Origin of the sequence: Nocardioides sp. QY071, from assembly GCF_029961765.1 — a bacterium.
Classification (GTDB): domain Bacteria; phylum Actinomycetota; class Actinomycetes; order Propionibacteriales; family Nocardioidaceae; genus Nocardioides.
In genome coordinates, this window is sequence record NZ_CP124681.1 from 2,346,921 (window position 1) to 2,373,153 (window position 26,233).

Annotated in this window: 29 protein-coding genes and 3 tRNA genes; 21 read left to right on the forward strand and 11 right to left on the reverse strand. The window is 68.9% G+C overall.

The features are described 5' to 3' along the window. The first annotated feature begins 214 nt into the window (after window positions 1-214). Complete coding sequence (locus QI633_RS11195; RefSeq protein ID WP_141799106.1) at window positions 215-619, forward strand: YjbQ family protein; 405 nt, start codon at window positions 215-217, stop codon at window positions 617-619. A 34-nt stretch (window positions 620-653) separates the two neighbouring features. On the opposite strand, the gene QI633_RS11200 is transcribed toward QI633_RS11195, so the two are convergent. From QI633_RS11200 to QI633_RS11210, 3 genes are read right to left on the reverse strand one after another with little or no spacing between them, the layout of a single operon-like run. Next, window positions 654-1,535, reverse strand: a complete 882-nt coding sequence (locus QI633_RS11200) for an intradiol ring-cleavage dioxygenase (RefSeq protein ID WP_282428999.1) — start codon at window positions 1,533-1,535, stop codon at window positions 654-656. After that, the gene (locus tag QI633_RS11205) at window positions 1,532-2,587 is read right to left on the reverse strand and encodes a maleylacetate reductase (protein WP_282429000.1); all 1,056 of its coding nucleotides are present in this window, start codon (window positions 2,585-2,587) and stop codon (window positions 1,532-1,534) included. Before QI633_RS11205 ends, QI633_RS11200 begins: the two co-directional genes overlap by 4 nt. Then, window positions 2,584-4,380: an FAD-dependent monooxygenase gene (locus QI633_RS11210; RefSeq protein WP_282429001.1), complete on the reverse strand. Its 1,797-nt coding sequence runs from the start codon at window positions 4,378-4,380 to the stop codon at window positions 2,584-2,586. The genes QI633_RS11205 and QI633_RS11210 overlap by 4 nt, the downstream gene beginning before the upstream one ends. Window positions 4,381-4,523: 143 nt before the next feature. Between QI633_RS11210 and QI633_RS11215 the strand changes: the two genes are divergently transcribed. The 18 genes from QI633_RS11215 (at window position 4,524) to QI633_RS11300 (ending at window position 18,878) form a co-directional block, all read left to right on the forward strand. Next, window positions 4,524-5,450, forward strand: coding sequence for a helix-turn-helix domain-containing protein (locus QI633_RS11215; RefSeq protein ID WP_282429002.1), 927 nt, complete (start codon window positions 4,524-4,526; stop codon window positions 5,448-5,450). A 15-nt stretch (window positions 5,451-5,465) separates the two neighbouring features. After that, on the forward strand, window positions 5,466-6,062 hold the full coding sequence (locus QI633_RS11220) for a TMEM175 family protein (RefSeq protein ID WP_282429003.1): 597 nt from the start codon (window positions 5,466-5,468) through the stop codon (window positions 6,060-6,062). 255 nt (window positions 6,063-6,317) lie between these two features. Next, window positions 6,318-7,571 carry a site-specific integrase gene (locus tag QI633_RS11225; protein WP_282429004.1) on the forward strand — a complete coding sequence of 418 codons (1,254 nt, stop codon included), beginning with the start codon at window positions 6,318-6,320 and terminating at the stop codon, window positions 7,569-7,571. After that, window positions 7,571-8,248, forward strand: a complete 678-nt coding sequence (locus QI633_RS11230; protein WP_282429005.1) for a hypothetical protein — start codon at window positions 7,571-7,573, stop codon at window positions 8,246-8,248. Before QI633_RS11225 ends, QI633_RS11230 begins: the two co-directional genes overlap by 1 nt. Before the next feature lie 69 nt (window positions 8,249-8,317). Further along, a complete protein-coding gene (locus QI633_RS11235) occupies window positions 8,318-8,518 on the forward strand; it encodes a helix-turn-helix domain-containing protein (protein ID WP_282429006.1) in 201 nt (66 codons plus the stop codon). Window positions 8,519-8,733: 215 nt separating this feature from the next. Next, window positions 8,734-9,621: a hypothetical protein gene (locus QI633_RS11240; protein ID WP_282429007.1), complete on the forward strand. Its 888-nt coding sequence runs from the start codon at window positions 8,734-8,736 to the stop codon at window positions 9,619-9,621. A gap of 172 nt (window positions 9,622-9,793) precedes the next feature. Beyond that, window positions 9,794-10,042 (forward strand): hypothetical protein, encoded by a 249-nt coding sequence (locus QI633_RS11245; RefSeq protein ID WP_282429008.1) that lies wholly within the window; start codon window positions 9,794-9,796, stop codon window positions 10,040-10,042. Beyond that, window positions 10,039-10,320 (forward strand): hypothetical protein, encoded by a 282-nt coding sequence (locus QI633_RS11250; RefSeq protein ID WP_282429009.1) that lies wholly within the window; start codon window positions 10,039-10,041, stop codon window positions 10,318-10,320. The genes QI633_RS11245 and QI633_RS11250 overlap by 4 nt, the downstream gene beginning before the upstream one ends. Beyond that, window positions 10,317-11,417 carry an AAA family ATPase gene (locus QI633_RS11255; RefSeq protein WP_282429010.1) on the forward strand — a complete coding sequence of 367 codons (1,101 nt, stop codon included), beginning with the start codon at window positions 10,317-10,319 and terminating at the stop codon, window positions 11,415-11,417. The genes QI633_RS11250 and QI633_RS11255 overlap by 4 nt, the downstream gene beginning before the upstream one ends. A gap of 168 nt (window positions 11,418-11,585) precedes the next feature. Next, window positions 11,586-11,972 carry a helix-turn-helix domain-containing protein gene (locus QI633_RS11260; protein WP_282429011.1) on the forward strand — a complete coding sequence of 129 codons (387 nt, stop codon included), beginning with the start codon at window positions 11,586-11,588 and terminating at the stop codon, window positions 11,970-11,972. 9 nt (window positions 11,973-11,981) lie between these two features. Beyond that, a complete protein-coding gene (locus QI633_RS11265) occupies window positions 11,982-12,650 on the forward strand; it encodes a hypothetical protein (RefSeq protein WP_282429012.1) in 669 nt (222 codons plus the stop codon). 109 nt (window positions 12,651-12,759) lie between these two features. Continuing rightward, window positions 12,760-13,122, forward strand: a complete 363-nt coding sequence (locus tag QI633_RS11270) for a hypothetical protein (protein WP_282429013.1) — start codon at window positions 12,760-12,762, stop codon at window positions 13,120-13,122. Further along, window positions 13,119-13,544 carry a hypothetical protein gene (locus QI633_RS11275; protein ID WP_282429014.1) on the forward strand — a complete coding sequence of 142 codons (426 nt, stop codon included), beginning with the start codon at window positions 13,119-13,121 and terminating at the stop codon, window positions 13,542-13,544. Before QI633_RS11270 ends, QI633_RS11275 begins: the two co-directional genes overlap by 4 nt. Beyond that, window positions 13,541-13,798, forward strand: coding sequence for a hypothetical protein (locus tag QI633_RS11280; protein WP_282429015.1), 258 nt, complete (start codon window positions 13,541-13,543; stop codon window positions 13,796-13,798). The genes QI633_RS11275 and QI633_RS11280 overlap by 4 nt, the downstream gene beginning before the upstream one ends. Then, window positions 13,798-17,001, forward strand: coding sequence for a hypothetical protein (locus tag QI633_RS11285; RefSeq protein ID WP_282429016.1), 3,204 nt, complete (start codon window positions 13,798-13,800; stop codon window positions 16,999-17,001). Before QI633_RS11280 ends, QI633_RS11285 begins: the two co-directional genes overlap by 1 nt. A 322-nt stretch (window positions 17,002-17,323) precedes the next feature. After that, on the forward strand, window positions 17,324-17,941 hold the full coding sequence (locus QI633_RS11290) for a hypothetical protein (RefSeq protein WP_282429017.1): 618 nt from the start codon (window positions 17,324-17,326) through the stop codon (window positions 17,939-17,941). Window positions 17,942-18,255: 314 nt separating this feature from the next. Beyond that, window positions 18,256-18,558 (forward strand): hypothetical protein, encoded by a 303-nt coding sequence (locus QI633_RS11295; protein WP_282429018.1) that lies wholly within the window; start codon window positions 18,256-18,258, stop codon window positions 18,556-18,558. Further along, on the forward strand, window positions 18,555-18,878 hold the full coding sequence (locus tag QI633_RS11300) for a type II toxin-antitoxin system PemK/MazF family toxin (RefSeq protein ID WP_282429019.1): 324 nt from the start codon (window positions 18,555-18,557) through the stop codon (window positions 18,876-18,878). The genes QI633_RS11295 and QI633_RS11300 overlap by 4 nt, the downstream gene beginning before the upstream one ends. A gap of 13 nt (window positions 18,879-18,891) precedes the next feature. Here QI633_RS11300 and QI633_RS11305 read toward each other — a convergent pair whose 3' ends face one another. The 7 genes from QI633_RS11305 to QI633_RS11335 form a co-directional block, all read right to left on the reverse strand. Continuing rightward, window positions 18,892-19,704 (reverse strand): hypothetical protein, encoded by an 813-nt coding sequence (locus QI633_RS11305; RefSeq protein ID WP_282429020.1) that lies wholly within the window; start codon window positions 19,702-19,704, stop codon window positions 18,892-18,894. A gap of 160 nt (window positions 19,705-19,864) precedes the next feature. Further along, window positions 19,865-20,812, reverse strand: a complete 948-nt coding sequence (locus tag QI633_RS11310) for a helix-turn-helix transcriptional regulator (protein WP_282429021.1) — start codon at window positions 20,810-20,812, stop codon at window positions 19,865-19,867. Further along, window positions 20,812-21,171: a hypothetical protein gene (locus QI633_RS11315; RefSeq protein WP_282429022.1), complete on the reverse strand. Its 360-nt coding sequence runs from the start codon at window positions 21,169-21,171 to the stop codon at window positions 20,812-20,814. The genes QI633_RS11310 and QI633_RS11315 overlap by 1 nt, the downstream gene beginning before the upstream one ends. A gap of 273 nt (window positions 21,172-21,444) precedes the next feature. Next, window positions 21,445-21,705 carry a hypothetical protein gene (locus QI633_RS11320; RefSeq protein ID WP_282429023.1) on the reverse strand — a complete coding sequence of 87 codons (261 nt, stop codon included), beginning with the start codon at window positions 21,703-21,705 and terminating at the stop codon, window positions 21,445-21,447. 115 nt (window positions 21,706-21,820) lie between these two features. After that, window positions 21,821-21,895 (reverse strand) — tRNA-Val (locus tag QI633_RS11325). Window positions 21,896-21,912: 17 nt separating this feature from the next. Further along, window positions 21,913-21,983, reverse strand: a tRNA-Cys gene (locus tag QI633_RS11330). A gap of 50 nt (window positions 21,984-22,033) precedes the next feature. Continuing rightward, window positions 22,034-22,106: transfer RNA gene (locus tag QI633_RS11335), tRNA-Gly, on the reverse strand. Between the two features lie 123 nt (window positions 22,107-22,229). On the opposite strand from QI633_RS11335, the gene QI633_RS11340 reads away from it, so the two are divergent. Beyond that, window positions 22,230-23,057 carry an aminotransferase class IV gene (locus QI633_RS11340; protein WP_282429024.1) on the forward strand — a complete coding sequence of 276 codons (828 nt, stop codon included), beginning with the start codon at window positions 22,230-22,232 and terminating at the stop codon, window positions 23,055-23,057. On the opposite strand, the gene QI633_RS11345 is transcribed toward QI633_RS11340, so the two are convergent. Continuing rightward, the gene (locus QI633_RS11345) at window positions 23,054-24,226 is read right to left on the reverse strand and encodes a GAF domain-containing protein (protein WP_141799099.1); all 1,173 of its coding nucleotides are present in this window, start codon (window positions 24,224-24,226) and stop codon (window positions 23,054-23,056) included. The two genes, QI633_RS11340 and QI633_RS11345, sit on opposite strands and share 4 nt — an antisense overlap. A 93-nt stretch (window positions 24,227-24,319) precedes the next feature. On the opposite strand from QI633_RS11345, the gene QI633_RS11350 reads away from it, so the two are divergent. Further along, window positions 24,320-26,155 carry an NAD(P)/FAD-dependent oxidoreductase gene (locus tag QI633_RS11350; RefSeq protein ID WP_282429025.1) on the forward strand — a complete coding sequence of 612 codons (1,836 nt, stop codon included), beginning with the start codon at window positions 24,320-24,322 and terminating at the stop codon, window positions 26,153-26,155. Window positions 26,156-26,233 lie beyond the last annotated feature (78 nt).

The window sequence follows — 26,233 nt, forward strand, 5'->3', positions numbered from 1 at the left end:
GTGGCTCCCTGCGTCCCCCCTTCCCCGGCTCGTGGCTGTTCCCTGCATCGGGCCGGCCGTGGTGAGGCGTCCCCACTCAGCCTGACCATGGGCGGGTGCTCTCCGGGAGACCACTGAGTGCCTGTCGGACCCGGGAATCCCGGGTGTCCGCTCCGTTGCGGGAAGAGCGCGCCCGCGACGGAGCGGACGACCACCCGGCCGCCATGATGGACCCGTGGACACCGAGACCAGGACCTACCGCACCGGCGAGCGCGACGTCGTCCTCGACCTGACCCGCGACTGCGCGGCCTTCGTCGCGGGCCGTGGCGACGGCCTGCTCCACGTCTTCGTGCCGCACGCCACCTGCGGCCTCGCGATCCTCGAGACCGGCGCCGGCAGCGACGACGACCTGCTCGCCCTCCTCGGCGACCTGCTGCCCGCCGACGACCGCTGGCTGCACCGCCACGGCACCCGCGGCCACGGGCGGTCCCACGTGCTGCCGGCCCTGGTGCCGCCGTACGCCACCGTGCCGGTGCTCGCCGGCAGCCTCGCGCTCGGGACCTGGCAGAGCATCTGCCTGGTGGACCTCAACGTCGACAACCACGAGCGTGAGGTGCGGTTCAGCTTCCTCGCGGGATGAGGCGGCGCAGCGGGAACGCTCGCGCGGCAGGACACTAGGCCGGGGCCAGCACGATGTCGAAGCGCACCCGGGACCAGGCCCCGTCGACCACGCGGTCCGCGGGAGCGGGGGTACCCGCCGGCTGCTGCTCGAACCTCTTGACCAGCGAGTCCTTCACGCCGAAGACCGAGTCGCGGTCGAGCAGCTCGTCGCCCTCGACGAAGATGTGCGTGACCAGGGTGCGCCGCCCGGCGGCGGTGACCATGAAGTGCAGGTGCGAGGCGCGCATCGGGGAGCGGCCGGTGGCCGCGAGCATCCGGCCGACCGGACCGTCGTGCGGGATCGGGTACGGCGTCGGCGTGATCGCCCAGAAGGCATAGCTCCCGTCCGGCCCGCTGTGCAGGTGGGCGCGTGCGGCGGTCCGGTCGTCGTCGTACTGCACGTCGTAGAAGCCGTCGTCGTCGGCCTCCCACACCTCGATCCGTGCGCCCGGCACGGGGTTGCCGTCGGTGTCGGTGACGGTGCCCTCGACCCAGCACGGCTCGCCCGCCGCGCCACGGGCGATGTCGCCGCCGGACTCGATCCGCGGCGAGCCGTCGACGAAGAACGGTCCGAACACGGTGGCCTCGGTGGCGTCGCCGTGGGCCTGGTTGTTCATCGCGATCGTCTGCATGGACGCGCCGAGCACGTCGGAGAGCAGGATGAACTCCTGGCGCCGCTCGTCGGTGATGTGTCCCGCGTCGGTGAGGAAGCCGATCCCGGCCTCCCACTCGGCCTCGGTCAGCCGGACCTCGCGCAGGAAGGCGTGCAAGTGCCGGGTCAGCGCCTGCATCAGCTCCTTCAGGCGCGGGTCGGCGGTGGCGTCGAAGGAGCGCAGCACGCGCTCGACCAGGTCCTGCTCGCGGGCCTGCTGCTCGGGTGGGACGGGCGTGCTCATGCGGGATCGGCTCCTTCCCAGACCGCACGGAGGAGCGCGGTGAGGTTCTCGGTGGTGACCGGCGTGGGGTTCGATGGTGGTACGACGGGCAGGACGGCCGCCACCGCGTCGGGGATCTGGTCCTCGCGGAACCCGTGGTCGCGCAGCGCCCGCGGCGCGCCGACGTCGGTGCGCAGTCGCTCGAGCCCGGCCAGGGCGGTGGGTGCGCCGAACGCCGTCGCCAGCCGGGCGTCCGCCTCGGGGGCGTTCGCGACGTTGAGCGCCAGCACGTGCGGCAGCACCGCGGCGTGGGTCTGCGCGTGCGGGAGGTCGTAGCGGCCGCCCAGCACGTGGCAGATCTTGTGGTGCAGCCCGGACCCGGCGGACGCGAAGGCGACGGCGGCGAGGTAGGCGCCGTGGACGGTCTGCTCCCGTCCCTCGACCGAGCGCGGATCGGCGACGACCGTCGGCAGGCCGGCGTACAGCGCCCGGGCGCCCTCGATGGCCAGCGCCGCGTTGATCGGGTCGGCGCGCGGCGCCCACAGCGAGTCGACGCAGTGCGCGAGCGCGTTGAGGCCGCTGGCGACGGAGAGGTCCACGGGCAGGCCGGTCATCAGCGTGGCGTCGTACACGACGGCGTGGGGGAGTACCCGCCGGTCGACGCCGGTGGTCTTCACGGCGCCCGCGGTGAGGCCCCAGACGTCGGTGGCCTCGGAGCCGGCGTACGTCGTCGGCACGGCGATGATCGGGAGCCCGGTGGTGAGGGCGACCGCCTTGCCGAGTCCGGTCGTCGAGCCGCCGCCGACGGTGACGACCACGTCGACCCGCGCGTCGGTGGCGGCCGCACGGGCGCGGTCGGCGACCTCGACGGGGACGTGCATGACCACCTCGTCGTACGTCAGGGCGACGGGCAGTCCGTCGGTCACCGCCGCCGCGAGCGCGGCCTCCCGCTCGGAGGCGATCACCATCACGCGCGTGGCGCCGAGGGCGGCGACCTCCTCGGCGACTGAGGCCGCCGCGTCGCCGGACGCGAGCCGGACCCGCTGGGGCAGGGTGTCGTGGACGAACCTCACGCGTCCCTCCCGAGCAGCGTGCCGAGCGCGGTGCGCAGGGCCGCCCCAGGGTCCTCGGCGAGGGTGTGGGCGCGCCAGGCGACGTGCTTGTCGGGTCGGACGAGGAGGGCTCCGCTCTCCTCGACCTCGCGCAGCTTGGACCAGTCGTAGTAGAGGTCGGTGACCTCGCGGCCGGGCCCGATCACCACGCTCGCCAGCGGCACGCCGAGCTCGGCGGCCACCTTCTCCGCGGCGGGAGCCCAGGCCTCGCCGGCGACGCCGGTGATCAGTGTCCAGCGGTCGTACGGCGCCAGGTCCATCATCGCCCGCTTCGCGACGTTGTCGCCGACCCAGGCGTGCGGCAGGTGCGCGCCGGGCGAGGTCGACATGACGTGGAACAGGTCCTCGTCGGCACTGGGTGCCGGCCGAGTGCCGTCGGACAGGATCGCCCGTGACTCGTAGAACTGGCCGAGCTCGACGCCGTGCGCGTTGAACTCGTAGTTCTTGCGATCCATCGCCGTCACCAGGGCGGCCCGTCGGGCCGCGCCCTCGGGGGTGTTGTCCTTGCGCTGCTCGATGACCGCGGCCATCGCGGCCGGGTCGGTGAGCCCGGTGACGCCGAGTGCGTCGAAGATCTCCGCGAACTCGCGTGCGCTCCGGTTGGCGCGCGTGACGATCCTCTTCGCGACGGGCGCGCGCTCCTCGGAGTAGCTCTCCAGCAGGCTCGAGTCGGCCTCGCCCCTGAGGACGGCGGCCAGCTTCCACGCCAGGTTGTAGGAGTCCTGGACCGAGGTGTTGGAGCCGAGGCCGTTGCTCGGGGGGTGCCGGTGGATGGCGTCGCCGACGCAGAACACCCGTCCCCGCTGCAGGTGCGTCGCGTACATCTCGTTGACGCCCCACAGCGAGTACCCGGTGATCTCAGGCTCCAGGTCGGGCATGCCGAGCAGGTCGCGCACGATCCGAGTGGCTTCGGCGTCGTCGAGGTGCGGGGGCTCCTCGTCGATGTCGTAGCCCCACACGATCAGCCACTCGTCCCACGGCCGGACCATGCGGACCAGCCCGGTGCCGATCCCGCCGACATTGGAGCCGGGCTGGATCACCCAGTAGAGGACGGAGGGCCGGTGGTCGACGTACGCACCGATGTCGGCCTTGAAGGTGATGTTCATCGACCCGGCGATGTCCATCGCGCCCTCGAACGGCAGGTCGATGTCGGCGGCGACCTTGGAGCGGGCGCCGTCCGCGCCGATCAGATAGCGGCAGCGGATCGTGTACTCGTGGCCGGTGAGCCGGTCGCGTACCCGCACGTCGACCTTGTCGTCGTCCTGCACGTGGGAGAGGTACTCGGTCGAGAACCGCGCCTGGGTGCCACGCTCGGTCGCATTGCGGACCAGGATCGGCTCGAGGTAGGTCTGCGGGATGTCGACCGTCAGGCACGGCGAGGCGAGCTGGTAGTCGGCCTCGCGGTCCGGACGCGTGCCCCAGGTGTGGATCCGGCCGATCTCCTCGCCCGCGATGCTCGTGCAGAAGACGGTGTCGCCGCACAGCTCGTGGGGCGTCGCGTCGGCCAGCACCTGCTGCTCGATGCCGAGGTCGCGGAAGACCTCCATCGCGCGCTGGTTGGTGATGTGGGCGCGCGGGGTGTTCGCGGTCCAGCGGTACTTGGTGATCATGATGTTGGGGACCCCGAGGGTGCTCAGGAAGAGCGCCGCCGCGGCGCCGCCGGGACCCGAGCCGACGACCAGCACCTCGGTCTCGACCACGTCCTCGACCGCGGGCAGCTCGGTGTCGGCGATGCCGTCGTTGAACTCAGCCATGTCCCGAGACTGCGGCCCCGGTGTGGCCGTCGCCACAGGTGGGAGCTGTGATGGCGGAAATGCGCACCTCGTGGCCGTGTGTCTGGCTCGGGCTTCCGGCGCGGTCTCTGGCGCGATGATGGTTGACGTGTCATCCTTTCTGCATGAGGGCGGTTCCGGAGGCGCGGGTCTTCGAGGTCGGCGGCGTGGCCGAGGTCGGTGCCTGGGAGCGGCACAACGCCGAGGCGCTGATCGAGCTCGCCTGTGCGCTCCCGGACGGGGCATTCCGCGCGCGGGAGGTCAACCTGCAGCTCGACCGGGTGCATGTCGCCCTCGTCTCCGGCACGGCGCACACGGTCTCGCGCGACGCGGCGCTCGTGGCCGAGCGTCCCGCCGACGCGATCGCCGTGTACGCCGCGCTGCGGGGCGAGGCGCTGCTCGAGTCCGGTGGCCGGCGCCGTGTGGTCCGGCCCGGACAGCTGCTGGTCTGCGACGTGGACCGCCCGTTCCTGCGGGGCTTCGGGCACGGGCTCGAGGAGCTCGCCGTCAAGATCCCGCGGCCGCTGTTCACCGAGGTCACCGGCCTGGCCTCGCTCGACGCGCCGCTGGTCATCGACGCCGCCGGAGATGGCGCCGACCCGCTCGCCCGGGCCCTGGTCCGGCTGGTCGGGCGGTCGGTGGCGGCCGACGTACCGGTGCCGGCGGACGAGCGCGCCGTCCTCGAGCTGGTCTCCGTCCTCGCCACCGGCTCCCGCGGCTCCCTCGCCCTCGCCCACCGGGCCGCTGCCCGCGCGTACATCGACGACCACCTCGCCGACCCCGCGCTCTCGGCGACCTCGGTCGCCGCCGGCGCCGGGATCAGCGAACGTCAGCTGTCACGGGTCTTCGCCGACGCCGGCACCTCGGTCCCACGCCAGATCCTCGCCCGCCGCCTCGACCTGGCCCATGCACTCCTCGCCGCCGGTGCCGCTGGGCGGACGGTCGACGTCGCCACCCGCTGCGGGTTCGCCTCGGCGTCGTACTTCTCGCAGGCCTTCCGCCGCCGGTACGGCGTCAGCGCGGGCGAGGTGCGGCGCAGCGCGGCCTCCTGAACCTAGGATCCGCGCATGCACACCGGTCGCCTCGAGGCATTCAGCGACGGCGTCCTCGCCATCGCGATCACCGTCATGGTCCTGGAGCTCAAGCCGCCGGCCGGCGATGACTGGCACGCGCTGTTCCACTCCACGGGACTGGGCCTGCTGACGTACGTGCTCAGCTTCGTCTACATCGGCATCTACTGGAGCAACCACCACCACCTGTTCCAGCTGGTCGAGCACGTCGACGGCGCCGTGCTCTGGGCCAACCTGCACCTGCTGTTCTGGCTCAGCCTGTACCCGTTCACCACCGCCTGGCTCGACGAAAGCCGCATCGCCGAGGTGCCGACGATCGTCTACGGTCTCAACCTGCTCGGCGCTGCCCTCGCCTACTACCTGCTGCAGCTGGTCGTCGAGCGCACGCCGTCCGGTCGGCGTACCAAGGAAGCGCTCGGCCGCGACATGAAGGGCAAGATCTCGCCCGTCCTCTACATCGCCGGCATCCTGCTTGCGCTGTGGGAGCCGGTCGCCGGGATCGTGCCGATGGTGGTCGTGGCCGCGATGTGGCTGGTGCCGGACCGGCGGGTCGAGCGGTTCCTGGCGGGGGAGCGGGGCGAGGGCGTCGCGTGAACGGGCACCGGAAACGAACAAACCGGCCCGATCCGTGAGGATCCGAGCCGGCTCGGTGCCCGAAGGCTGGTGGGCGATACTGGGTTTGAACCAGACCGCCCATGCTTTGGAGATCACTGGATCTACCTCGGCAAACAGGTCTCTGAACTGCGAATACGCGACACAGTACAACGGAAGCGACCGGAAGTCCACGGAATCGAATAGACTGTGTTTTGTCCACGTTGAGTCCACGACGGACAGGGAGCACAGCAGCGAATGGCCCGCCCGAAGACCGGTCGACCACACACCGGCAGCGTCGAGAAGCTGCCGTCCGGCCGCTACCGCGTGCGCTTCACCGGTCCCGACGGAGGCCGACACAAGGCGCCTGTCACCTTCGAGGATGTGAAGGCGGCTCGGCTCTGGTTGGACCGCGAGCTCCGTGCGATCGAGGACGATCCCGAGGGCTGGGAGGCTCCGGATGTCCGGGCCGCGAGCCGGAAGGCGATGGCGCTGACCTTCGGCGAGTACGCCGAGTCCTGGTTGGCCGGCCGAAAGGTCCGAGGCCGGCCGTTGGCGGACCGCACCCGGGATCACTACCGAGATCTTCTCGACCGGTTCCTGCTGCCGACCTTCGGAGACGACGCCCTCGTCGGGATCACCCCGGAGCAGGTCGACCGCTGGTACGAGCTGACGGCGGCCGACACCCCGACCTACCGGGCGCACGCCTATGCACTGCTGCGCACGATCCTGGGCACGGCCGTCGACCGCGGCCTCATCCGCACGGCGAACCCCGCCAAGGTCCGCGGTGGCGGTACGACGAAGCGGGCCAAGAAGATCCGACCGGCGACTCTCGAGGAGCTGGCCGTGATCGCTTCCGCGATGCCCGAGCGGCGCCGTGTCATGGTCGTCCTTGCGGCCTGGACCGCGCTCCGGTTCGGAGAGCTCGCTGAGCTGCGCAGGGGAGACGTCGACCTGAAGCGCGGCGTCATCCACGTGCGCAGGGGAGTCGTGCGCGTGCGCGAGACCGCTCCTGACGGCACCGTCACGATCGTGCAGAAGGTGAAGACCCCGAAGACCGACGCCGGCATCCGCGACGTGCCGATCCCACCCCACCTCATCGACGACGTCCGAGCCCACCTCGAGAACCACGCCCTGCCCGGCAAGGACGGGTTGCTCTTCCCTGGCCAGGTCGACCGCGACAACGAAGGAAAGGCGACCAAGGTGAGCCACTTGTCGAGTTCCGCCTTCTATGGCAGGGAGTCGCTGTTGAACCACGACGGCTCGATCAAGAGGAAGGGCCACGGCTACTTCGAGGCCCGCCGGATCGCCGGTCGGCCGGACCTCAACTTCCATGCACTGAGGCACACCGGTCTGACCAACGCCGCGGTCGCCGGCGCGACTCTGGCCGAACTGATGGCGCTGGCGGGGCACTCGACCTCGGGCGCGGCGATGCGCTACCAGCACGCCGCCCAAGACCGGATGCAGGAGTTGGCGAAGCGGATGTCCGAGTTGGCGGGAGGTCAGCCCTGATGCTCAAGCCGATCCTGCGCCTGCACTGCAAGACTCACCCCGACGAGACCCTGGCCGAGTTCTGGACCGAGGCTGAAGGCTGGTGGGATCCCAGGGTCAAGGTTCCCGCAGACCTGAACTTGCATCACCTCGTCGGTCCGCACGCGGCGGGCACATTGCACGAATCCGTGCAGACCTCGATGGGAGTCTCCTCCCCGACCTTCCGGGGCGAGGAGTCTGTCGTGCCCGCCTTTCGCGGCAAACCCGGTACGACCTGGGAGGAGAACTGGCTCATCCCGCTTCCGGACGGCTACGTCTGGGATCAAGAGCGCGGTGTCGCCTATCCGGAGGCCAAGCTCGACGGTGACCGCCACGTCGACCTCAAGCGAGGCTCGGGAATCGGCACTCGGTATCGGGCTCGCTGCCCACGGCAGGGGTGCACCGCTCCGACCATGAGGAAGGTGCGTCTGCTGGGGGTGCTGGAATGGGTGCACGACCGCCGAGACGATCTGGTCTCTGCGATCACGCAAGATGCGATCAAGGCGCTCGGGCATCTGCCGCAGCGCTGGAAGATCGTGGATTGGCCTGACGGCGTTGCGAATCCCGATGGGGTCGACCTCTCCTGGGGCGGGCTCGTACTCGAAGCCGACTGGGACACGCTGTTGAAGGTCGTGCCCAAGGGCGACGCTTCGGTTTGATATCGTTCTTGTTGTATCGATTCCTCTCAGGTGGAGGAGCGCTCTTAAGCGTTCCCCTGGGAGGAACAGATGGCGACTCTCTCGCCTCGCCGCTGGCTCAGCCAGTCCGAAGCCGCCGAATATCTCGGCGTCACCACCCGCACGATCCGTAACTACATCGCGAGCGGGGACCTGCCCGCACGCCGGGTCTCTGGCTCTCGCCTGATCCGGATCGCGGCAGATGATCTCGACGAGCTCCTCAAGCCCATCCCGTCCGCGAAGGTCGGGTGACGGCCGATGTCCAACTTCCACGACCGAGGGCGCCCCGCCGTCAACGGAACGCCCTCGAAGATGTCGATCGCCACCGACGTCACCATCGTAACCCCGCTCGACGGGCAGATCCGGTGTACGCGCTGCGGTCACCCGCTCCACGCTGACGAGTCCGTCCGCCTGGAGCTCGGGCCGGTCTGTCGCCGCCTTGTTGCCGACCTCGCGGAGGTGGCCTGATGACGACCACCATGTCGATGGACGACGTCGTAAGGCACAAGCCCCTTACGACCAGGAACCGACGTACCGCGGCGGCCTACTCGGAGTTGGACGACGTGATCGTCGAGGTCTGCCGGAACGACAACCCGCTCTCGGTCCGCGGGGTCTTCTACCGGGTGATGTCGGCCGGCGTGGTCGCCAAGACGGAGAAGGAGTACGGCGTCGTCCAGCGCCGGGTCCTCAAGCTCCGTCGTGACGGAGCGCTGCCCTACGAGTGGATCGCCGACGGCACCAGGTGGCACGTGAAGTCACGGTCATGGGACTCGGTGGAGCAGGCGTTGCACGACACCGCCATCTCGTACCGCCGGGCACTCTGGGCGAACCAGGACACCTACGTCGAGGTCTGGTCGGAGAAGGAGGCGATCTCGTCGATCGTCTCGCCGGTCACTGACTCTTACGACGTGCCGCTGATGATCGCCAGAGGGTTCGCCTCGGAGACGTTCCTCTACTCCACGGCGTCGACCATCAGGGCGGTCGGGAAGCCGACCGTCGTCTATCAGCTGGGCGACCACGATCCGTCCGGTGTCGCCGCGTGGAAGCACGTCCAGGTCAAGCTGAGGGAGTTCGCCCCGGACGTCAAGATCTCCTTCGAGAGGATCGCCGTCACGGAGGAGCAGATCTCCTCGATGGGGCTCCCGACGCGGCCGACCAAGGCGACTGACTCGAGGGCGAAGACCTTCTCGGGCGAGTCGGTCGAGGTCGACGCCATCCCGACCCGGATCCTGCGGGACCTCGTTGACGAGGCGATCACCCGGCACATCGACCCGGTGGCGCTCGAGGCCACTCGCGTCTTCGAACGCGAGGAGCGACAAGGTCTTCTCGCGATGGCTCGGGGGTGGTCGTCTTGATCGCCAACGCCTCTTCTCGTCCGTACGACGGGAACTGCTGCACGGCGCTTGATCTCGACGAGCGCAACCGTGCCGCACTGCTCGGTATGACGTGCTCGTCGGATCGGTGTGCTCGACGCGACCTCGAGACCGCCCGGCCGGATCTCCGAATCGTGGGCGGCGGTGATGGCCGGTGAGCTCCAAGGACTACCTCGACCACTTCGCCTGCCGGGTCATCCAGGACGCGATCTGCTCGGCCGCCCCTCAGCAGTACGAGGAGCGCGCCCGCGAGTTCGATGCTGTCGGCACCCCGCGGTGCCGCGAGATGGCCCAGGCGTGCCGCAACGCTGCGATCTTCTGGCGGATCTACGGACCGGAGTTGATCGCCGACGACATCGACACCGTCATGGCCGAGTTTCCGCCGAGGGGGTGGGCGGCTTGAGCACGCGCATGCGCATCATCGCGACCCTCGACGGCCGCATCGTCGTCTTCACCGGCTGGCGGGTCGCCGAGCTGCTCAAGGAGGCCGGCGCCAAGCCGATCTACGCCGGCACTGTCGGCGGCTGGATGATCGACCGGCACCGCCTCGGCGACGTTCTGGCCTACCTCGAGCAGCGCAACATCTCTGTCACGGTGCTCGGCGAGGGCACTCACTCAGCGAGTACCCCTGAGGGTGTCAGCCGAACGGACACCCTTGCCGAGGACGGTGGTCTCTGGTGAGCGCGGGAGGCTTCGGGCAGGACTATCCCGACGTCGAGGTGCCACCACCTGACCACCTCGTTGTAGGCGAGCCGGTCTTTCGCAGGTCGTGGAAGCCGGTCGACCTCTCCGACGTGCTCGACGGCGCCTGGAAGCCTGCAGAGCCCACGGTGGGCCGGCGTGCCGACGGGATCGGCTTGTTCTACCCGGGCAAGGTCCACACGGTCTCGAGCGAGTCGGAGGGCGGCAAGACGTGGCTGGTCCTCGCGGCCGTGGTCCACGAGCTCAGCGTCGGCAACCACGTCGTCTACGTCGACTTCGAGGACGACGAGGGCGGCATCGTCGGCCGCCTGCTGACCTTGCAGGTCGACAAGCAGGCGATCCGCGAGCGGTTCCACTACGTGCGCCCGCTGGACGCGCTGGGGAGTGGGATCCACCTCGACGACCTCGGCGTGCTCCTGCGCGACGTACAGCCCACCCTGGGCATCGTTGACGGTGTCACCGAGGCCATGACGCTCCACGGTCTCGACACCAACTCCAACTCGGACGCTGCGACGTTCGGTCGGATGCTCCCGCGGCGCCTCGCTGATGCTGGTGCTGCATCGGTGTCGCTCGACCACGTCACCAAGTCCGCGGAGGGCCGCGGTCGGTACAGCCTTGGAGCCGTTCACAAGCTCAACGCCCTCGATGGTGCCGCCTACGTGCTGGAGAACCGGAACTCGTTCGGCGTCGGGATCACCGGCAGGTCGACCATCCGGATCGCCAAGGACCGGCCCGGACAACTTCGCCGGCACGCCCTGTCGTCGTCGGGTGGCCTGCACTGGTTCGGCGACCTGGTGATGGCCTCACATCACGAGACGTGGGCGGAGCTCGAGGTGGCTGCGCCGGTCGACACTGCCGACGTCGAGTTCCGGCCGACGCACCTTATGGGCGCGATCTGTGCGGCGATCGAGAAGGTCGGTCGACCGCTGTCGGGCACCCAGATCGAAGCCATGGTTAAGGGCAAGGCGACGACCATCCGTCAGGCTCGGGCACTGCTCGAGGTCGAGGGGTACATCTCCGACAAGACCCCGTTCGCACTCCTCAAGCCGTGGGATGGGGGAGGCCAGGATGACTGATTTCCGTCCCCCGTCCCTGCCCCGTCCCGGCTCGTCCCGGACGGGGGTCACACAACCCCGTCCCCCGTCCCCCTCCCTTAGGGGGGACGGGGACGGGGGTAGTGACAGGCATCGTCGCTGTAGCCGCGTCCCCGTCCCGCGTCCCTGTCGGTCGTGGGGGTGGTGGACGTGGCGCTGATCGGGACCGACGGGCCGGCCGTCGTTGTCAGCGCTCGGGCTTGCGCATTCCTAGAGCAGTACGCCGGACTGACCACTCTGCGCGTGCGTGTGCGCGGCGTGGATCCGCAGCTCTCGAAGGAGCTGGAGGAGATCCGACTCGCTGCCATGCACTGGCGTGGTTCCGCAGCCGGAACCACGGACGACACCAAGCCGGAACCTGCCGCAAAGTCAGACCAGTGGTTGTCCACGGGGCAGGCCGCCGAACTTGCGGGAGTCACCTCGCGGGCCATTCGCAAAGCAATCGCGAATGGCCGGCTCCCGGCCAACGAGATCGGCGGCCAGTACCGGGTCAGCCGAGAAGACATCGAACACTTCAAGGCCGCACGAGCGGCATAGGAGGACACAGTGCCTGCGATCACCGACGAGGTCGCCGCCAAGGCGATGGCAATCCACGACAAGTTGAACGCAACCCTGGCCCGCGTCCGAGGCAACAAGGACCTCAACGACGACGGCCGCCTTCGGCAGCTCGCCAAGGCGTACACCGACGCCAAGGTGCAGCTCACCAGCCTGCGAGAGCAGTTCGAAGGCGAACGCGCCGCGACTGTCACCAAGCTCAACCGCGAGATCTTCGGAGCCACTTCCGTCTCCGGAGCCGACGCCATCTCGTTGCGGGACGCGGCTGATCGCGCCTCGCAGATCACCGACCCTGCCGACGCTCTCAGGCTGGTCCAGCAGGCCAACGACACCGGCGACGAGGTTCTCGCTCGTGCCATTGCGCAGGTCGCCCACCGCAACCACGCGGGCTTCCTCGGTGCAGCATGGGCGCCGGTCCTCGAAGCGTTCCTCGCCGAGCGCCCGGTGATCGCAGCCCGCCTCACGCAGCTCGAGGGAGCCACCACCGGCGGCCTGCAGTCCGACTTCCAGATGGAAGGCCACTTCTACCTCGCCGAGCCCTACGAGTTCGCCCAGGTGCCGCCCGGCCGGATCGCCGCCTACGCCGCCGAGCCCGAGCCGGCTCCCAAGCGCAGCCTCTACGAGGAGATGCGCCAGCAGCTCGGGCATGGCCCGATCTGATGCGCCCCCGGCCCCAGGGGGATGCACCGGCCCCACCCAGTATCCCTGACCGCGGAGGAGGTGTCTCGCAGGTTTCACGACCAATCAACCTCAATGGAGGAGGTGAGCAGTGCCGCCGAAGAAGAATCCGCAGAAGCCGTACAGCCGGGCTCACCGGGGCCAGGTCGGCAGCCGGATGGCGCTCGTCGATCTGCCTGCCGTTGGCTGTGATCTCCCTGTTCCTGGCCTCCCGGCCGGGCGCGACTGGTCTGCCCCGGAGCGGGAGCGGTGGGAGGAGCTCTGGCGCTCGCCTCAGGCGACGCAGTGGGACGAGACGGCGCGTGGCACCGTGGCCGTGCTGATCACCTACGAGCTGGCGATCCTGGAGAACAAGGCCAGCGCGTGGCAGGCACAGGAGTACCGGTACGCCGCCGAGTCCCTGGGACTCACGCCGAGGGCGCTGACCGCGCTGGGCTGGAGGATCACCGAGTGAGCGAGCGGCGACGTGCTCGGGCTCGCACCGAACACGCCTTGACCGTGAGCGGAGGTTTGCCTGCCTGCCTCGTCATCGGCCGCTGTATCGAGGTCTGGGTCGGCGGCCACACTCCGACTGACCCATTGTTGATCCGGACCCAGCACGAGGTTCGTCGGCGCTTCGGCATCGTCCGATCGTGGTGGCTAGAGCAGCAGGGGATCCCTGGCCGCGACGGATGGAGCATCATCCCGAGCGGTCATACCTGGTCGGCCGACTTCCTCATCGAACAGGGCCGCCGGCAGTGGGTCGACGAATACCTCGCGCGTGCCGGCTGCAAGCTCTCCGACGTCCCGGCCTTGGCCTCCGACGCCAACCGGCTGTGGGACCTCGCGTCCCCAGGTTCATCCATCCAATCCCTACCCGAAGGGGCATCGCGTTGACCACCACTGACGCCGAGTACCTGGCGGCACTCCCGCCCACCGTCCAGCAGCAGCTCCTCATGCTGGTCGAGGCCGCAGCCGACACCACCGACGACGAGAAGGTCGTCCTGATGTCGTGGATCACCAACGGCATCGAGGGCATGTTGCGCAACCCGCTGATCTTCCGAGAGCACGCCAAGCTCATCGCCCTCCTTGGTCCGGTGGGCGAGCTCCTGGCTGAGATCTACCGCGCCGACGAGCAGGAGGTGGCCTGATGGCTACGCGCCGTGAACGGGTCGTTCTTGAGCTTGAGGACTCCGGGTTCTCGACAAAGATGGCGAAGAACGCCGCTGCTACTGCCCTCCTGTCCCGCGAGCTGCACAACCTCGACCGGCGGTCAGTGGATGTCGGTCCGCACCTCCTCCAAAGCGGCCGGGCTATGGACTCCTTCGGCACGTCGCTGAGCCGTCAGGGCGCCGAGGTCGACCGGTTCTCGGGTCGCATGCGGATCCTGGCTGACAGCCTGGCTGTCTTCGGTCCCGGTGGGGTCGCTGCTGGCGGCGTGGCTGCAGGCGGGATCGCTGGCCTGGCGTCCCAGATGGGCTTCGCGACGATCGCGATGAGCTCGCTGGTCGCTGCGTCCCAGGGTGTCGGTGACGCCCTCAAGGCGATGAACACCGCGGCGCTCGAGCCCACTGCCGCGAACCTCGAGAAGGCTCGAGAGGCGATGGACCAGATCGGGCCGTCGGCGCAGATGTTCGTGACCCGCTTCCAGGAGCTGCGCCCCACTCTCCGCGAGATCCGCGATGCTGCGGCCGCCGGCTGGTTTCCCGGCCTCACGGATGCCCTGGACTCTGTCGAGCGCGTCGGGCCCGAGGTCGCCGACCTGTTCGAGCAGATCGGTCGCGCCGGTGGCTCACTGGTGGCCGAAGGAGCTGCCGCGTTCGCTGGGCCGGAGTGGCAGCAGTTCCGGACGTTCATCGGCACCGAGGGACCGCGAGCGCTGACCGAACTCGGTCACTCTGTGGGCAACGTGACTCGGGCTCTCGCCGAGCTGTGGATGGCATTCGGGCCGATCAACTCCTCCTTCTCGACCTGGCTCGTCGACGCGTCGCGCGGTTTCGCCGAGTGGGCCGATGGCCTGTCGGCAACCGAGGGTTTCCAGTCCTTCGTCACCTACATCCAGACCAACGGCCCCCGTGTCGCAGACGCCCTGGCTGCGGTCGGCAAGGCGGTCGTCGAGATCGTCGAAGCCATCGCACCGTTGGGCGGTCCATCACTCCAGATCATTGAGTCGTTCGGCAAGGTGCTGGCCGCGATCGCGGACAGTGACCTCGGGACGCCGATCCTGGCTGCCGTCTCTGCTCTTACGCTGCTCAACCGCACGCTCCAGGTGACAGCCGCTCTCCAGACGCGGCTGACCGGCTCGACTGCCCTGGCGGGCGGTATGGCCTCGGGAGGCGTGCTTGGCCTCGGACGAGCTGGCACGGGTGGTCTCAAGGCGACCGCGTCCGACCTCCGTCTCGTTGGCGCCAATTGGCGTTACCTCGGCACCTCGGCCGCCCTCGCTGAGGCCAGGCAGTCCAAGGCGCTGACTGGGATGGCCAAGGGCACCGCTGTCATCGGTGGCTTGACCGTGGCCGCGACCGGTGCTGCTGAGGGCATGGGCATCTCGAACTCGGCCTCCCTGGCGCTCATGGGCACGATCGCCGGACCATGGGGCGCGGCGGTCGGTGCAGGTGCCGGAGCGCTGATGGATCTCTCGGCCGCGCTCGACGTCAGCACCTCGTCGGCCGAGTCGTTCAACGCGGCTCTGGCCTCCGGCGACGTGAACCAGATGGTCGCGGAGATCGCCGCAGTTGAGAAGGAGCTGGCGAACCTCAACGACATCTCGAAGCTCGACAGCGTCGGAGACTTCGCCAAGGGCAGCAAGCTCATCCTCCAGGACGCGTTCGCGAACATCGGCATCGGCGAGTTCTCCGACACGAACTCCGACCTTGAGGCACGCCGCTCGGTGCTCGAGGGCCAGGTCGAGGCCGCCCAGCGCGCGCAGTTGGCCGAGGCTGGGTTCTCCGACGCCCTGCGCCAGACTGGCGAGGACGCCGGGTTCACCAGCGGCCAGCTCCTCGACCTCGCATCCAGCACGCACGAGGCAACAGCGGCCTACTGGGGCGGCGTGGATGCCTCGATCCGGCTAGGTGAGGCCATCGACGGCGTCGCCGCTGCTGCCAACGAGGGCAAGCGGGGACTCGACGCGTCGACTGAGGGTGGCCGGGACAACCTGACTGCCATCTCGAACCTCGCCAACGCCTGGGCGACCACCAATGAGGCGATGAAGGACGCTCCAGCCGAGGAGGTCGAGGCCGCCTACCGCAAGGTGCGCCAGTCGTTGATCGAGGCGGCCATCAAGATGGGCGCTACGAAGCAGGAGGCGAAGGGGCTGGCGAACCAGCTCGCCAAGCCGATGTCGATCGTGGTCAAGGACAAGACCAGGGAGGCTGTCGCCAGTGCCAAGGCCGCGATCGCCGACCTTCGTCGTTCGATCGAGGGAAAGCCGATCATCCAGACCGTCGAGGTCAAGCGGAAGTACGGCAAGAACGCCACCGTCGGCACTCCGGGCGGCCTCCCGGAGCTGTTCGGTGGCCCCGGCTCTGCAAACGGCTCCACGGTCCCCAAGGACGGCGGCCCCTACTCGGACCGCTTCCCGTACCTGCTGGCCCCCGGTGAAGAGGTCATCTCCAACCGCCATGGCCAGGCCGACCGCAACCGGCCGCTGCTCAAGGCGATCAACGCGGGGATGCTGGCAGAGGGCGGCACTGCTGGAGGTAGGCGTGGCGGCTCTCTCTTGGTCGCTCCCGGCTTCGGCTCGCTAGCCGAGCTCGATCAGTTGCCCAAGTCGCTCAAGTCGCTGGTGAAGTGGGTTGACGAGTCGGCGGATGCGCTCAAGGGCGAGGTGTCGGCGCGTCAGTCGCTGTCCGATTCGCTGACATCGGCGGTGTCCTCGAAGATCACCTCCGACCTGTTCGGCGCCACCGATGTGTGGTCGAAGGGCGGCACCTTCGAGGACGTGATGGCCCGCCTGAACGGCGACATCGCCAACGGGAACGCTCTGTCGGCCAACATCGCCGCGCTCCAGGGCAAGGGGCTCGATGGCCCGGCCTTTGACGCACTGTTGGCCCAGGGAGACTCGGCGACGATCGCCAACTTCGCTGCCCTCTCGGCCGCCCAGCTCGACCAGTTCGAGGTTAGGTACGGAGACCGCTCCAAGTTGGCCGACTCCGTGGCCGCACAGGCCGCTGCGGCGGCTGGCTACACGGCCCAGATCGTCGCGCTGCAGGCGAAGGTCGACCAGACGAACGCGCTCCTCGCGCAACTGAACGGCATCCAGAAGGCGGCGCCCGGCGCGACTGGTTCGTCCCTCGCGAAGGCCACCAAGAAGGGCGCCGGCAACGCGTCCCGCAACAGGAAGCGAGGCTGACGTGCCCCGAGGTCGAGCGCGAGTCGCCCCACCGTCGGGCAGTGCACAAGAGAAGAGAGGAGATGGTCGGGTGGAGCGACTCGCTGAGCCGAAGCTAGGACGTGGGTCCGACAGAACGTCTGCGACCGTTACGACAAGATCTTCGGGTCTGCTGCATGCGGCAACTGCGCGGAAGCGGTCGCAGCTCCCACGCTGGGCCTGGTGCAGTTACGGATCCTTGGCGCGAGGGTGCTGGCTAGGACGGCTCGTAGTCGGACAAGGAATGGGTTGACGCCATGACCACTTTGGTGGCCTCAGACCTAGTCGCGGGATCATCAACCCCATGACCAACGTCCTGCTCTGGGTGACAGCAATCTCGACCTTAGGTACTGGCATTGCCACGGTCGGGCTCGTGGTGGTGGCGCAACGAACCTTTGGCGGCGCTGCTGATCAGTTGCGACTCCTGCAGGAGCAGGCGCAGCGGGACAGTCGGCCATATGTGACAGTGCGGGCCGTGCCTGGGTTGCACGGTGCGGGCTTCTGGGATCTTGTAGTCGAGAACTTCGGAAAATCTGCTGCCTACGAGGTGACGGTCGATGCGGGTCCCATCACGCCCCGAGACGCCAATGATCACATCAGTGAGCGCCTCGCCGACTACTTGGCAACGCCCCGGACCCTTGTGCCTGGGGCTCGGGAGCGTGTGATGTGGCGATCAGAAGATGCCCCGTCGATGGGTGTGACTGAGTCAGGAGCGCCCGCTGCGGTGACCTGTCGGCTGTCCTATCGGAACGAGCAACTCGACCAGTTCGAGGAGACCTACCCACTCGACTTGATGGGGTACGGCGCCGTTGTGCCGATGCCGACAGAAGGTCCGCGAGCATCCGGAACGGGCAAGGAACTGGCCAACATTGAGAAGGCTCTCCGCACCCTCAACGTCCACGTCGGAGAGCTCCGGCACTGAGAGGGTTTCGACGGTTTCCAGAAACATGCAGGGGGCGCGTCGGCCACTCCCTGTCGGACCTCTCAGGCATGCTGCGTGTATGGCATATCTCAGATGCCGCAAGTGCGGCCAACTCATCGAGTTCGTGACCTTCGACGACGCGCGCACTGAGACATGCGCCGACTGCCGGGAAGACTGACTGGGCGCCCGGCGACGAGCAGATGGCGCCAAACTCTCAGCCCCGGGCCCTCTTCGCGAAGTCCCGAGACATAGTGGATGTGACTAACGTCCCAAAGGGGTTGTCTTGCCGCAATCTGTGATGCACAGTTTGCTGCATGGCCACTCTAGATCGACCGGCCGCGCGCAAAAGCCTTCCCCTAAGCGCTCGCGACATCCGCGACATCGACATGCTTCGGGGTTCAGCAGACCGTCGTGCCGCCCTGTCCAACCTCGTCGCCGAGGAGGTTGCTGAGGACAGCAGCGAGGCCGCTGTCCTTCACGCTGTGTTCGAAGCTGGGCTTCGTGCGGTGTCGCAGGAACTTGAGTCCCGGGGCTATGCAGAGATCGCGGAGGACTACACGCTCGCCGAGCGTCGTCGGGTGTCCCGCCGTCGGAAGCCGGCGTGGGCTGACGAGTGAGCACATGGCCGCTAGTGAGGGGGCAGGTCATCCAGGCCGATATCGGCCTGGATGAACCCAAGCTGCTGGTGGTGGTCTCAAACAACCGGCGCAACGAACGACTTGGCAGTGTGCTGTGCGCGCGGATGACTACCACGGCGAAGCCGGACCTGCCGTCTATTGTCCCACTCGAGCACCCTGAAGTGTTCGTTGGCTGTGTCGTGTGTGACGACATTGTCGAGGTATTCGAGGACGAGGTAATGGCTGTTCGTGGGGGGCTGTCGGGGGCCGCGATTCCGGTGCTGAACGACGCCCTGCGCGCTGCGCTCGACATCCCCTGAGCGGAGCCGCCTGTCACTTCGGCTCCGGAAAGTTCTCGTTCGTCAGCCCGCCCTTCGGCATCTGGAGCTTGGTGCGGGTCTCGCCGGCCCGGTGTGCGTTCCAGGCGCGGATGGTGAGCGCGAGTCCCTCGGTCTCGTTGATCCGGCCACCGGAGACGCGGAGCTTGATGACGCGGTTGCGCAGCACCGCGATGGGGTCTGTCGCGGGGATCCCGTCGCCGTCGGCGACGCGCAGGAAGAACGTGGTGGCGGCGTCGGGGTCGATCTTCGAGAAGAGGAAGTGGCAGAGGCCGATCACGGACGCCGGTAGCCGCTCGCGTGACGCCAGCCGTGACGCGAGGTCGGCCGAGGCGCGGATCTCGGGTGTGCGGTCGAGGAAGTCGTCCATCTCGAGTGCGGTCGGCTTGATGGCACCGGTGTTGGTGCGCATGCCGCGCTCCCACATCACGGCACGTCGGACGACCGCGGCCAGGGTCGTGGTGTTCTCCTCGCCGGCCAGCTTGAGCGCGTCTGCGTAGGAGCGTTTGGCGCCAGTGTCGACGGTCGACATCACGTCGTCGGACAGGTTGCGCACGACGACCATGGGCACGCTCGTGTCGGCTTGGACGACGGCGCCGAGGCGGTGCTGACCGTCCAGGAGGACCCCGCTGGGGCCGAACTTGATGGTCTCGCCGTTGAGTCTCCAGCGGCCGGCCGCAATGTCGCGGGCGTAGGCGTCGATCACGCTGCGGCGCACGTTGCGGTTGTTCGTGTTGCGGCTCAGCCAGGTCTCGGCGAGCTGTGGAGTGACCTCGACGATCTCGACGTCGGGGGAGTGGTCGGGCATGACGATTTCCTCGAAGTGAAGGGTGGTGAACTTCGAGGCCGGGTGCTCTCGAAGACGGGCAAGCAGGTCTTCCAGCACCTTCTGGTTCTCAGCCCGAAGGTGCGCCCGCCCATCGAGGGCGGGCGGCTTGGTGGCTCGCGGACGGGGATGCGGTAGCGGATCACTGGGCCGCCTCCCCGGTTGTGATCTCGTCCACGATGGCAAGGCGAAGCCGCTGAAGTTCGCTCGGCATGGCGCGTCGGATGTCCTGGATCAGATCCTCGACGGCCACCTCCCAGGTCCCATCGGAGGGTCCGAAGACGACGCCCTTCTTGGGATCCCAGTCGACCTTGTGATTGTCGGTAGAGATTGCGGTCCACGCCTTCAGGAGCGCTACCGACTGGATTCGGGCGGGAGTGTTCGGGTCGATCTCAATGCGCCAGCGGTCCTTGGACTCGTCGAAGGAGTAGCACGATACGTAGCCGTCGGCGCGCTCCTTCTCTTTGCGCCTGGAGCGGAAGTGAACATCGACGTTGAAGCCAGCCAGCCGGGCGATCAGCGCGTCACGACGCTGGAGCGCCTCCTGCTCACGAGTCGGCCCGGCCTGCTTCTCCTCGGAGATGTCGCGGTGGGTGTCGGTGCGGAGCTGGGCGTGGAGCGTCTCTCGCCCGCAATACCGGCACGGCAAGGTCGTGACCATCCGACGACCGAGGACGTCACCGTCGTCGAGGTCCATGACACCACGGCCGTCATGGACCTCCTCGGCGACGGTGAACCGGCGGAACGTGCCGCACTCGCAGCACAGAGCCCTTCCGTTCCCGGCTCCGACGTCCTGTCCGACTCTTCGCGGATGCGGCTTGTCGTAGACGCTGCCGCGGGCGTCAGCCTTGAGCACGGAGGTGCCCATCAACTCGTCGAAGGAAACCTCGAGTGCGTCGGCCAAGGCGTCGACCTCGCCGTCGTCGAACCAGCGGTTTGCCCCGAGTCCTTGGGTGAGCTTGCTGTACGAGGCATCCGCTCGTCGGGCGAGGTCTGTCAGCGTCCATCCGCGCGCCGCGGCCATCTGGCGGATGTTTGCCCGCAACTCAGCCTGCGCCGGCCGGATGATCTGGTAGTAGGGCGTCGCCATCATCGCGCCCCTGACGACTCGCTGCCCGACGGGACAGCACGGAGGCGAGCGCCGGCGAAGGCGCCTCGGTCGCGCATCCAGTTGCTCGAGAGCAGGTAGCGGGCGCGCTGGTCGTTGGAGGAGTAGCACTCCAGCAGGTCGAGGAGCTGGCGCACGGCATCGACGTCCGTCTGGTCGGGGGCTCGCAGCTCGGCGGGGGAGCGGTCCGCGATCTCGGCCGCCGTCAGCATCGCGATGGCCAGGCGCCGGGCGTCGTCCGGAGCGAGCTCGGAGAAGTCCTCGGAGCCTCGACTGAGATCCCCATCGATGTCGACGCAGGTCTGCTTGCGTCCGGTGCTGACGTCCTCCCAGGTCCTCACTTGGACCACGATGTCGACGACCCGGTTCGGGTACTGGTGCGGCGTCTGCCAGGCATCGACGACCGCGCTGCGATGGAACGTGCAGTCGTTTCGAGGGATTGCGAGATCCCGGGCGTGCTCTTCGGCCGGAGTCGTGCACCAGGGTGGGCAGACAAGGGCGGGCGTGGTCGCTGTCTCGGTGATCGGAGATGATGTCATGGGTTCTGCGTCCTCCTCGTGGACGTGGTTCCAAGGCTCCGCTGGTGTTGGCGCACCAGACGGGGCCGCTCTGTTTCAGACGGTGCGCTCGGGGTCCGACAGAACGCTGGGCGCGCTCAGACGCGGGAACCGCGCAGAGATCGCGTTGCCCCAGCGCTCTCGCTCGGCTGCGTGCTTGTCGAGGTCGTCGTAGAACTCGGGTTTGCGGTGCCAGCCCATCTCGATCGCGGTTCCGATCCTGCGCGACACCTCGTCCTGGAGGCTGAAGAGCGTCTCGATGGTGAGCGGCGCGAAGGGCAGCCGGGTCAACTGATCCGGCTGAACGAGTGCGGTCATTCCAGGGCCTCTCGCTGGTAGGAGAGGGCCGAAACTTCTGTCCACGTGGCGCCCACGGGGAAATGAGAATCGGCCCCTGACTCTGCGTATTCGCAGGTCAGAGGCCGTTTTCCTCTGGTGGGCGATACTGGGTTTGAACCAGTGACCTCTTCCGTGTCAAGGAAGCGCGCTACCGCTGCGCCAATCGCCCCTGTGGAGTTGTCTGTGAGGTGGGTACGGGATTTGAACCCGTGTACACGGATTTGCAGTCCGTTGCCTCGCCTCTCGGCCAACCCACCGCGGCGGCCCTACACACTGGCCTGGTCAGGCAGTGGGTCTGACCACTCCGAGCGGACGACGAGGCTCGAACTCGCGACCTCAACCTTGGCAAGGTTGCGCTCTACCAACTGAGCTACGTCCGCATCGCACTGCCCTGCGTGCCTTTCGGCCCGCCCTGCGGTGCGTTGAGAACAGTAGCCGATTGCGTGAACCGCGCCAAAACGGGGGTCCACTTCCGGCATGTCGGCCCCTTCTACGCTGGGCCCATGCGCGTGTGGATCAACGGCCGAGTCCTGTCTGACCCGATGGCGCCGGCGGTGCCGGTGACCGATCACGGACTGACCGTCGGGGACGCGGTGTTCGAGGCGGTCAAGGTCGTCGACGGCAAGCCGTTCGCGCTGGGGCGCCACCTCGACCGGCTGGAGCGGTCGGCGGCCGGGCTGGGGCTGGTGGGCCTCGACGTCGATGACGTACGACGGGGCGTGGCCGCCGTGCTCGAAGGCGAACCGCTGCCGCTGGGTCGGCTGCGGATCACCGTCACCGGCGGCAACGCACCGCTGGGCAGCGGGCGCGGCGACGACCCGCTGACCGCGATCGTGGTGGCCGCGCCGATGGATCCGGCGCAGGAGACGACGGCGGTGATCACCGTGCCGTGGCCGCGCAACGAGCGGGGGCCGCTGGCGGGACTCAAGACGACGTCGTACGCCGAGAACGTCGTCGCCCTGGCCGCTGCGCGCGAGCAGGGCGCGAGCGAGGCGGTGTTCGCGAACCTCGCCGGGAACCTGTGCGAGGGCACCGGCACCAACGTGTTCTACGTGGTCGACGGCGAGGTGCGCACGCCCACGCTGGCCAGCGGCTGCCTGGCCGGAGTGACGCGGGCGCTGGTCCTGGAGTGGGTCGGGGCGGTCGAGGTGGACGAGCCGATCGACGTGGCGGCCGGCGCCGACGAGATCTTCCTGGTCTCGACGACCCGCGACGTGCAGGGCGTGCACCGCTGGGACGACCGCACCCTCGAGGCGCCCGGCCCCGTGACGAAGCAGGCCGCGGCGGCCTGGCGGGAGCGCGAGCCGGAGCTGCTCGGAATCGACAGCTAGCGAGCGCCGACCACGCTGAGCGACACGCCCTCACCGAGGCGGTAGGGGTTGGTCGCCAGCAGCGCGCCGAGCACCCGGCGCATCCGCGAGATCTCCGCGCGCACGGTGACCTGGCGCCCGCTGTCGCCGTACAGCACCTGGCTGAGCCGGCCTGCGGAGACGCCGGCCGGGCCGGCGGCGGCGATGGCTGCGAGGAGCTCGGCGTGCCGGGGTGTGAGTGCGACCCGCCACGGCGAGTCGCCGCCGCGTACCTCGAGGGTCGCGGGCGAGGCGCCGAGATCGAGCACTGCCGAGAGCACGTGCGCGGAGGCCGAGGGCCGGATCAGCCAGCCACCTCGCAGGCGCTCGGGCAGGCACAGCCCGATCCCCGGTACGGCGAGGGCCCGGTCGGGTTGGGGCGCCTCGACCCGGTCGCGGACGGCGACGCCCTGGTGCGCGGCGACCCAGCCGTGGTCGTCGACCACGAGCAGCGGGCCGTTGGCGCCGGAGAGCAGCGGCTCCGCCGTTCGCCGCAGCTGGTCGAGACGTTCCTCGTGGTGGCGCCACAACCGTGCCTCCGCGAGCCGGACCGATGCCGTGACGAGCGCCTCGATCGCCGGGTGGAGCGTGAGCGCGGGTCCGCTGACGTCGACGATGCCGAGCAGCGAGCCGTCGATCGGGTCGTGGATGGGGGAGGCGGTGCAGTACCAGGGCACCTGGGCGTTCTCGAAGTGCTCGGCCGCGAACAGCTGCACCGGCGCGGCCTCCGCGAGCGCGGTGCCGATCGCGTTGGTGCCGACGGCCTGCTCGGTCCAGGTCGCGCCGTCGGCGAAGCCGAGCCCGTCGGCCTGCCGCTTCACCCGCGGCGAGCCGCTGCGCCACAGCACCACACCCTCGGCGTCGGTCACCACGACCAGGTAGTTCGACGCGTCGGCGGCGCTGAGCAGCAGCTCACGGATCTCGTCGATGACCAGCGAGAGCCGCGACGTACGACGCCGCTCCTCGACGTCGGAGGGCGGCAGCGGGTCGCGGCCGTTGCGGCCGTCCGGATCGATCCCGAGGCTCAGCACCCGGGTCCAGGACCGCGCGACGACGGCCCGCGGCCGCTCGGGCGGCGCGGACCCGGAGAGCACCGCGTCGTGGATCCGGACCAGGTCGCGGGCCCGCATCGCGAGGTCGTGCGTGGCCATGTCACCACCGTAGGCGGTGCGGTGTGATCGAGGCCACATGCAACAACGTGCAACGGTTCCCGGCAATGGCGGTCCGGAGGTCGACTTCTCGGCATGACCCAGCTCGACGACCGGCCCGTCACCACGGCCGACACCGACCCCGAGATCGATCCCGCCACCGCCTGGTTCGCGGCCTTCGAGGACGCCCTCACCGCCCGCGACGTCGACCGCGCCGCCGGCCAGTTCGCCGCGACCAGCTTCTGGCGCGACCTGATCGCCTTCTCCTGGAACCTCACCACCGTCGAGAACCCCGACGGCGTCGCGGACCTCCTCACCCACACCCTCGACCGGGTCGACCCGCGCGGCTTCCGGCTCACCGAGCCCGCCGACACCGCCGACGGCGTCACCACCGCGTGGTTCGAGTTCGAGACGTCTGTCGGCCGCGGCCGCGGCCTCGTGCGCGTCGTCGACGAGGACGGACCGAAGGCGTGGACCTTCCTCACCACCTTGTACGAGCTCAAGGGCCACGAGGAGCCCAAGGGCGTACGACGCCCGATGGGTGCCGTGCACGGTGCGACCAAGGAGCGGGTGACCTGGCTGGAGAAGCGCCAGGCGGAGGACGCCGCACTGGGCGTCGACACCCAGCCCTACGTCCTCGTCGTCGGCGGCGGCCAGGGCGGCATCGCCCTCGGCGCCCGGCTGCGCCAGCTCGGCGTACCGGCCCTCGTCATCGACAAGCACCCGCGCCCGGGCGACCAGTGGCGCAACCGCTACAAGTCGCTGTGCCTGCACGACCCGGTCTGGTACGACCACCTGCCCTACCTGAAGTTCCCCGACAACTGGCCGGTCTTCGCGCCCAAGGACAAGGTCGGCGACTGGCTCGAGTTCTACACGCGGGTGATGGAGGTGCCGTACTGGTCGAACACGGTCGCCACCAGTGCGTCGTACGACGAGGGCACGGGGGAGTGGACCGTCCACCTCGAGCGCGAGGGCAAGCCGCTCGTCCTCAAGCCCACCCACCTGGTGATGGCGACCGGCATGTCGGGCAAGGCCAACGTGCCGACCTACCCCGGTGCCGACGTCTTCCAGGGCGAGCAGCACCACTCCTCGCAGCACCCCGGACCGGACGCGTACGCCGACAAGAAGGTCGTCGTGATCGGCAGCAACAACTCGGCCTTCGACATCTGCGGCGCGCTGTGGGAGTCCGGCGCCGACGTGACGATGGTGCAGCGCTCGTCGACGCACATCGTCAAGAGCGACACCCTGATGGACATCGGCCTGGGCGACCTCTACTCCGAGCGCGCGCTCGAGAACGGCGTCACCACCGAGAAGGCCGACCTGATCTTCGCGTCGCTGCCGTACAAGATCATGCACGAGTTCCAGATCCCGCTGTACGACAAGATGCGCGAGCGCGACAAGGACTTCTACGACCGGATGGCCGCCGCCGGCTTCGACCTCGACTGGGGGGACGACGGGTCCGGACTGTTCATGAAGTACCTGCGCCGCGGCTCGGGCTACTACATCGACGTCGGTGCGGCCGAGCTGGTGGCCAACGGCGACGTCAAGCTCGCGCACGGCCAGGTCGACCACCTGACCGAGACGTCCGTCGTGCTGGCCGACGGCACCGAGCTCCCGGCTGACCTCGTCGTCTACGCGACCGGCTACGGCTCGATGAACGGCTGGGCCGCCGACCTGATCAGCCAGGAGGTCGCGGACCGCGTCGGCAAGGTGTGGGGCCTCGGCTCCGACACCACCAAGGACCCCGGCCCGTGGGAGGGCGAGCAGCGCAACATGTGGAAGCCGACCCAGCAGGAGAACCTCTGGTTCCACGGCGGCAACCTGCACCAGTCGCGCCACTACTCGCTCTACCTGGCCCTCCAGCTGAAGGCCCGGCACGTCGGGATCGACACCCCGGTGCACCGGCTCCAGGAGGTCCATCACCTCGGCTGAGGATCCCGAGCCACCCCGATGCGAACCGCGGTCGCGAGATGCGTTAGAGTCTCCGACCGCGGTTCCTTCGGTTCCGCG

What these genes read in the sequence shown, in the direction of transcription:
- QI633_RS11235 (WP_282429006.1), top strand. Translation starts at nt 8,318, where the DNA reads ATGGCGACTCTCTCGCCTCGCCGCTGGCTCAGCCAGTCCGAAGCCGCC.
- QI633_RS11225 (WP_282429004.1), top strand. Translation starts at nt 6,318, where the DNA reads ATGGCCCGCCCGAAGACCGGTCGACCACACACCGGCAGCGTCGAGAAG.
- QI633_RS11230 (WP_282429005.1), top strand. Translation starts at nt 7,571, where the DNA reads ATGCTCAAGCCGATCCTGCGCCTGCACTGCAAGACTCACCCCGACGAG.
- QI633_RS11210 (WP_282429001.1), bottom strand. Translation starts at nt 4,380, where the DNA reads ATGGCTGAGTTCAACGACGGCATCGCCGACACCGAGCTGCCCGCGGTC.
- QI633_RS11345 (WP_141799099.1), bottom strand. Translation starts at nt 24,226, where the DNA reads ATGGCCACGCACGACCTCGCGATGCGGGCCCGCGACCTGGTCCGGATC.
- QI633_RS11220 (WP_282429003.1), top strand. Translation starts at nt 5,466, where the DNA reads ATGCACACCGGTCGCCTCGAGGCATTCAGCGACGGCGTCCTCGCCATC.
- QI633_RS11200 (WP_282428999.1), bottom strand. Translation starts at nt 1,535, where the DNA reads ATGAGCACGCCCGTCCCACCCGAGCAGCAGGCCCGCGAGCAGGACCTG.
- QI633_RS11310 (WP_282429021.1), bottom strand. Translation starts at nt 20,812, where the DNA reads ATGGCGACGCCCTACTACCAGATCATCCGGCCGGCGCAGGCTGAGTTG.
- QI633_RS11340 (WP_282429024.1), top strand. Translation starts at nt 22,230, where the DNA reads ATGCGCGTGTGGATCAACGGCCGAGTCCTGTCTGACCCGATGGCGCCG.
- QI633_RS11305 (WP_282429020.1), bottom strand. Translation starts at nt 19,704, where the DNA reads ATGCCCGACCACTCCCCCGACGTCGAGATCGTCGAGGTCACTCCACAG.
- QI633_RS11295 (WP_282429018.1), top strand. Translation starts at nt 18,256, where the DNA reads ATGGCCACTCTAGATCGACCGGCCGCGCGCAAAAGCCTTCCCCTAAGC.
- QI633_RS11350 (WP_282429025.1), top strand. Translation starts at nt 24,320, where the DNA reads ATGACCCAGCTCGACGACCGGCCCGTCACCACGGCCGACACCGACCCC.
- QI633_RS11320 (WP_282429023.1), bottom strand. Translation starts at nt 21,705, where the DNA reads ATGACCGCACTCGTTCAGCCGGATCAGTTGACCCGGCTGCCCTTCGCG.
- QI633_RS11290 (WP_282429017.1), top strand. Translation starts at nt 17,324, where the DNA reads ATGACCAACGTCCTGCTCTGGGTGACAGCAATCTCGACCTTAGGTACT.
- QI633_RS11240 (WP_282429007.1), top strand. Translation starts at nt 8,734, where the DNA reads ATGACGACCACCATGTCGATGGACGACGTCGTAAGGCACAAGCCCCTT.
- QI633_RS11215 (WP_282429002.1), top strand. Translation starts at nt 4,524, where the DNA reads ATGAGGGCGGTTCCGGAGGCGCGGGTCTTCGAGGTCGGCGGCGTGGCC.
- QI633_RS11285 (WP_282429016.1), top strand. Translation starts at nt 13,798, where the DNA reads ATGGCTACGCGCCGTGAACGGGTCGTTCTTGAGCTTGAGGACTCCGGG.